This window comes from Streptomyces sp. NPDC008137, assembly GCF_042957035.1.
GTDB lineage: Bacteria > Actinomycetota > Actinomycetes > Streptomycetales > Streptomycetaceae > Streptomyces.
Genome location: NZ_JBIBHN010000002.1, coordinates 193,664 through 199,899 on the forward strand (window position 1 = coordinate 193,664; position 6,236 = coordinate 199,899).

Consider the following 6,236-nt stretch of genomic DNA (forward strand, 5'->3'; position numbering starts at 1 on the left):
GATTGACGCTCTCTGACACGTGTCACACGATGACTACGACCAAGTACCTACTGGTCGGTATCCGGGTAGTCCCCACCGTGGAGGTCCGTGTGTCCCGACGCGTGCCCAGATCCCGCGCGCCGCTCGCTCTCGCTCTGGGCGCCGCCCTGGCCGCCCCCCTCGCCCTCACCCCGCCCGCGACCGCGGCGGACTCCTACACCGTCACCCCGCTCAAATTCACCCTCCGGGCGGGCGGCCGGCCCTGCACGGTCGACGCCGACCTGTACCGCCCGGCGGGAGTGGACCGGAACCACCGGGCACCTGCCGTGCTCGGCACGAACGGCTTCGGCGGCAGCAAGTCGGACGGTTCGACGGACACCATCGGCAAGGCCTTCGCCCAGCGGGGCTACGTCTCCCTCATCTACTCCGGGCTCGGATTCGGCCGCAGCGGCTGTCTCATCTCCCTCGACGACCCCGCCATCGACGGTGCCGCCGCCGCGCGACTGGTCGACTTCCTGGGCGGCAGACGCGCCGCCGACGACGGCACCACCGCCGACTTCGTCACCCTCGACCGGCCCGGCGACCCACGGGTCGGCATGATCGGCGGCTCCTACGGCGGCGCCGTCCAGCTGGCCACGGCCGCCGTCGACCACCGCCTCGACGCGCTCGTCCCCATGATCACCTGGAACGACCTGGCGTACGCGCTGGACCCCAACAACGCCACCGGCAGTACCCGCGTCCCGGGCGTCTTCAAGTGGCAGTGGACCAACGGCTTCTACCTCATCGGCGAGGGCCAGCCGCTGCTCCAGCCCAGCCTCGACCCGTCCCGCATCAACCGTCTCTCCTGTCTGCACTTCGTCACCAAGGCCTGCCGCACCATCCACACCCTCAACTCCGGCGCCTACCCGGCCGACCGGACCGCCGAGCTGCTCGCCTTCGCACGGAGCGTCTCGCCGGCGTCGTACCTCCACCGCGTCAAGGCACCCACCCTGCTGGTCCAGGGACAGGCCGACACCCTCTTCAACCTCAACGAGGCGACGGCGACGTACCGGACGCTCCGCGCACAGGGCACCCCCGTGAAGATGATCTGGCAGTCCTGGGGCCACAGCGGCGGACTCACCGGCCCCGGCACAGGTGAACTCGATCTGTCGAAGGGCAACCTGGAGACCAGCTACGTCGGCCGGCGCGTCCTCGCCTGGTTCGACCGCCATCTGCGCGGCCGGACCCAGGCCGACACGGGACCGGCCTTCGCCTACCACCGGGACTGGATCACCGACCCGGACCGCGCCTACGCCACCGCCGACCGCCTCCCCGAGCCGAGCCGCACGCTGTATCTCTCCGGCGACGGCAAACTCGTCGACAACCGGAACAAGGTGGCCCGTGGCAGCCGCGGCTACACCAACTGGCTGACTCCCACGAGCCATTCGGAGAGCTCCCTGGCCGGCCTCATCGGGCTGCCCGACACCCCACCGCACGACACCGAGGGCACCTACCTCGGCTGGACCAGCGCACCCCTGTCACACCCCCTCGACGTCGTGGGCGCGCCCCGGGCCACGCTCAAGGTGCGCTCCCCGAAGGCCGAGCGCACCCAGAACTCCGGCGACGCGGCCGACAAGCTCGTATTGTTCGCCAAGCTCTACGACGTCGCCCCCGACGGCACCCGCACCCTGGTGCGCCGCCTGGTCGCGCCGGTCCGGGTACCGGACGTGACGAAGAGCTTCACCGTCACGCTGCCCGGGATCGTGCACCGGTACGAGAAAGGGCACCGGTTGCGGTTCGTGATCGCGGCGAGCGACGACGCGTACTTCGGCAACCGGGGCGTCAAACCGGTGACCGTGGTCAGCGGGCCGCGGAACACCGGGGTGCTCCGGCTGCCGGTGGTCGGTTCCTGACGCTGAAGAAGCACAGGTGACGCGGTTACTGTGGCGGGGTGCCGCACAACGCATCCCGCTACCTCGCCGAAGGCCCCCGGGTGGGCATACGCCACTTCACCTACGGGGACGGCGCCGAGTTCACCGCCCGGGCACGGGAGAGCAAGGACCTGCACCGCCCCTGGCTCTTCCCGCCCGAGAGCGCCCAGGCCTACACCGCGTACGCCGGGCGGCTGATCGAGGACCCGTCCAAGGCCGGCTTCCTCGTCTGCGAGAAGGGCGACGTCCGCGAGCGGGGCGCCGGGGCCATCGCCGGGTTCATCAACATCAACAACATCGTCGAGGGCGGCTTCCAGTCCGGGGCGCTGGGCTACGGCGCCTTCGCGCACGCCGCCGGGCGGGGGCTGATGCGCGAAGGTCTCGACCTCGTCGTGCGGTACGCGTTCGGGCCGATGCGGCTGCACCGGCTGGAGATCAACGTCCAGCCGGGGAACGCCGCGTCGATCGCCCTGGCCCGCGGCTGCGGATTCCGGCTGGAGGGTTTCTCGCCCAAGATGCTCTTCGTCGACGGGGCCTGGCGCGACCACGAACGCTGGGCGATCACCGCCGAGACGGTCACGGGGCCGGACCGGCGCTGAGCCCGGCCCCGGCGGGCATCACGGGTTGCGGTCCACGTACTCGTAGATCGACCCGTCCGGGTGCAGCGCGATCAGATTGCGGCCGGCCGGTGACGCGATGGGGCCGGCGACGATGTGGGCGCCCAGCTCGGTGAGCACCCGGTGGGTGTCGTCGACGTCCTTGACGGCGATCGTCGCGGAGACCTTGCGCAGCACCTCCAGTTCGGCCGGGGGACCGCTCATCAGCAGGAAGCAGCCGATCGCCGCCACCTCGACACCGCCCCGTTCGAAGCGCTGGGCGCTGCCGCCCGCCAGTCGCTCGTAGAAGGGGATCGCGGTCTCGAGGTCGTCGACGCAGACGCGCAGTGTGGCACCCAGAATCTCCATGAGGACGAGCCTAGTTACGCCTCAGGGGGCGAGGGTACCCGGCCGGGCATGAAGCCGATGGATCATCTGGAGCATCTGGACAAACATCTGGTTGACGAGCTGGCGCAGGTGGCGCGGGAGACCGTACGGGACGAACTGCGCGAGCAGACGCGCAAGCAGCGCCGCAAGGCCTCGCTGTACGCCGCGTCCGGCGCCCTCGCCCTGTACGCGGGCGCGGCCCTCGCTCTCGCCGTGGGACTGGCCCTCGCCGTCGGCCTGCCCGGCTGGGCGGCGGCGCTGATCACCGCCGTGCTCCTGGGCGCGGCTGCCTATGTGCTGCGCGGCATGGCCCGCCCGGGTTCCGGGCACGGGGCCGACGCGGCCGACGGAGTGCCGTCTGCGCCCGTGGCGCCGGCCCCGCCCGCCGCCGGGCCCGCCCCGGGCACGGTGCCCCCGCGGCCGACGGACGCCCCGGACGTGCCCCGCCCCCGGGCGTGACGCGTCAGAGGCCCTGCTGGAGCTGCGGCAGCACCTTCGTGCGGTAGAAGTCGAAGAAGCCGCGCAGGTCGGGCCCGATCTGGTTGACGTAGACCCGGTCGAAGCCCGCGTCGGAGAACTGGCGCAGCTCGGCCACGTGGCCGTCCACGTCGTCCCCGCACACCCGGTTCTCGCGCACCATGTCCTCGGTGACCAGTTGCTGCGCCTGCTCGAAGTGTTTCGGGGAGGGCAGCACCTGGCTCAGTTCCCCCGGCAGCTGCTCGTTCGCCCAGAGCCGGTGGACGGTCCGTACGGCCTCGTCCGCGTCGGTGTCGTAGCAGACCTTGGTGCCGCCGCTGACCGGCTTTCCGCCGCCTCCGCCCTTGCGGTACTGCTCCACCATCGTCTCGTCCGGCGCCATGGTGATGTAGCCGTCGCCGACGCGGGACGCCAGCTGGGTCGCCGCCGGGCCGAAGCCGGAGATGTCGATCGGCACGGGCTCGTCCGGCACCGTGTACAGGCGGGCGTTCTCCACCGTGTAGTGCGGCCCGTGGTGGTTCACCTCCTCGCCCGTGAACAGCCGGCGCATCACCTGGATGGCCTCCTCCAGCATGTCCAGACGGACATGGGCCGGCGGCCAGTGGTCACCCAGGATGTGCTCGTTGAGCGCCTCGCCGGAGCCGACGCCGAGCCGGAAGCGGCCCGCCGTCATCACCGCGCTGGTCGCCGCGGCCTGCGCCACCACCGCCGGGTGCATCCGCACGGTCGGGCAGGTCACCGCCGTCTCGATCGGCAGGGACACCGCCTCGGACAGCGCGCCGATCACCGACCAGACGAACGGGCTCTGGCCCTGCTCGTCGTTCCACGGGTGGTAGTGGTCCGAGATCCACAGCGCCTGGAATCCGGCCTGCTCGGCCATCCGCGCCTGCTCGATCAGCTCGGCGGGTCCGTACTGCTCGCACGAGAGGAAATAGCCGTACTCGGGCATGGGGGAGTGCCTCCGGGAGATCGGCGGTCCGTGTCCCGCACCGGGTACCCGGGCGCCGGTCCGGAAACCGGTGCTGTTCGGGCCGGCAGGTCCCCGGCGGACGTTTGGGTGCCCTGGCCAGGGGGACGCGGAAGGCTCCCGAGGTACGCGACAGCGCCGGAGGCGAACCGTGAGTCGACCCCGCATCGTGATCGTCGGTGCCGGTTTCGCCGGCTACCGGGCGGCGCGCACCCTGGCCCGGCAGACCCGGGGCCGGGCCCACATCACGCTGCTGAACCCGACCGACTACTTCCTCTACCTGCCGCTGCTGCCCCAGGTCGCCGCCGGCGTCCTGGAGCCGCGCCGGGTCACGGTCTCCCTCTCGGACACGCTGCCGCACGTACGGCTGGTACTCGGCGAGGCCGACCGGATCGACCTCGACGGCCGCACCCTGCACTACACCGGCCCCGAGGGCGAGGGGGGCACGCTCGCCTACGACCGGCTGGTGCTCGCCGCCGGCAGCGTCAACAAGCTGCTGCCCGTCCCTGGCGTCGCCGAGCACGCGCACGGCTTCCGGGGGCTGCCCGAGGCGCTCTACCTGCGTGACCACGTGACCCGGCAGGTGGAGCTGGCAGCCGCCGCCGACGACCCTGAGTCGTGCGCCGCGCGCTGCACCTTCGTCGTGGTCGGCGCCGGATACACCGGCACCGAGGTCGCGGCCCACGGGCAGATGTTCACCGACGCGCAGGTCCGCAAGCACCCGCTGCGGCAGGGCATGCGACCGCGCTGGATCCTGCTGGACGTGGCGTCGCGGGTGCTGCCCGAGATGGACGAGAAGCTCTCCTCCACGGCCGACCGGGTGCTGCGGCAGCGGGGCGTGGACGTGCGGACGGGCATCTCCGTGAAGGAGGCCACGTCCGACGGGGTCGTACTGAGCGACGGCGAGTTCGTCGGGACCCGGACGCTGGTGTGGTGCGTGGGCGTACGGCCCGACCCGCTGGTGGAGTCCCTCGGGCTGCCGTTGGAGAAGGGGCGGCTGCTCGTCGACACGCACTTCCAGGTGCCGGGACGGCCGGAGCTGTTCGCGTGCGGTGACGTGGCCGCGGTGCCCGATCTGGAGACGCCGGGCAGCTATACGCCGATGACCGCGCAGCACGCCTGGCGGCACGGCAAGGTCGCGGCCGAGAACGTCGCCGCGTCGCTCGGCCTGGGCGGGGAGCACAGGCCTTACCGCCATCGCGACCTCGGCTTCGTCGTCGACCTGGGCGGTGCGAAGGCCGCGGCCAACCCGCTCGGTGTGGCCCTGTCCGGGGTGCCGGCGGGTGCGGTGACGCGTGGCTACCATCTCGCCGCCATGCCCGGCAACCGGGTCCGGGTCGCCGCCGACTGGCTGCTGGACGCCGTACTGCCGCGCCAGGCCGTGCAGTTGGGGCTCGTACGGTCCGGGTCCGTGCCCCTGGACACGTCGTCGCCGGAGCCGGCCCGGGTAGCGGGCGGGCCGGGGAGGCGGCGGGAGGCCGACGCGCGCTCGGGGCCGGGCGCCGCGGTCGAGGCCGACACCTACGACGGGGGGGCCGGCGCCGGGCCCGGGAAGGGCCGGGCCGGAGACGAGCCCGCGAAGGGGCAGCCCGGATCCGGGGCGACGCAGGTGCGGCCCGGATCCGGGGCCGCGGAGCGGCGGTCGGAAGAGGAACTCGCCAAGGGCCGACCAGGTGCGGAGCGGGCCAGGACTTGGCCCGCCGACAAGCCCGCGAAGGGACCGCTCGGCGGTACGGGGGCCAGGAGCGGCGGGCCTGAGGGTGGGCCGGGCGGCGACTCTCCCGGCGGACAGCCGGGCGGCGAGCCTCCCGGAGGACAGCCGGGTGGTGAACCCGCGCGGAGCCGGCCGGGTGGAGAGCCCGACAGGAATCGGCGGGGTGGAGTGCCTGTGCGGAGCCAGTCGGGTGGTGAGGCCGCCCG

Annotated in this window: 6 protein-coding genes; 4 read left to right on the forward strand and 2 right to left on the reverse strand. The window is 72.7% G+C overall.

Annotated features, from left to right (window positions below):
• Positions 1-29: 29 nt before the first annotated feature.
• Complete coding sequence (locus ACFZBT_RS04175) at positions 30-1,871, forward strand: CocE/NonD family hydrolase (protein WP_391098075.1); 1,842 nt, start codon at positions 30-32, stop codon at positions 1,869-1,871.
• A gap of 38 nt (positions 1,872-1,909) precedes the next feature.
• Entirely contained in the window at positions 1,910-2,488 is a 579-nt protein-coding gene (locus ACFZBT_RS04180) for a GNAT family N-acetyltransferase (RefSeq protein WP_391098077.1), read from the forward strand.
• A gap of 18 nt (positions 2,489-2,506) precedes the next feature.
• On the opposite strand, the gene ACFZBT_RS04185 is transcribed toward ACFZBT_RS04180, so the two are convergent.
• Positions 2,507-2,854, reverse strand: a complete 348-nt coding sequence (locus ACFZBT_RS04185) for a VOC family protein (RefSeq protein ID WP_391098078.1) — start codon at positions 2,852-2,854, stop codon at positions 2,507-2,509.
• 48 nt (positions 2,855-2,902) lie between these two features.
• On the opposite strand from ACFZBT_RS04185, the gene ACFZBT_RS04190 reads away from it, so the two are divergent.
• Positions 2,903-3,331, forward strand: coding sequence for a phage holin family protein (locus ACFZBT_RS04190; protein WP_391098079.1), 429 nt, complete (start codon positions 2,903-2,905; stop codon positions 3,329-3,331).
• A gap of 4 nt (positions 3,332-3,335) precedes the next feature.
• On the opposite strand, the gene ACFZBT_RS04195 is transcribed toward ACFZBT_RS04190, so the two are convergent.
• A complete protein-coding gene (locus ACFZBT_RS04195) occupies positions 3,336-4,298 on the reverse strand; it encodes a TIGR03557 family F420-dependent LLM class oxidoreductase (protein WP_391098080.1) in 963 nt (320 codons plus the stop codon).
• Positions 4,299-4,467: 169 nt separating this feature from the next.
• Between ACFZBT_RS04195 and ACFZBT_RS04200 the strand changes: the two genes are divergently transcribed.
• The coding region (locus ACFZBT_RS04200) for an FAD-dependent oxidoreductase (protein ID WP_391098081.1) at positions 4,468-6,236 on the forward strand (1,769 nt) is incomplete at its 3' end.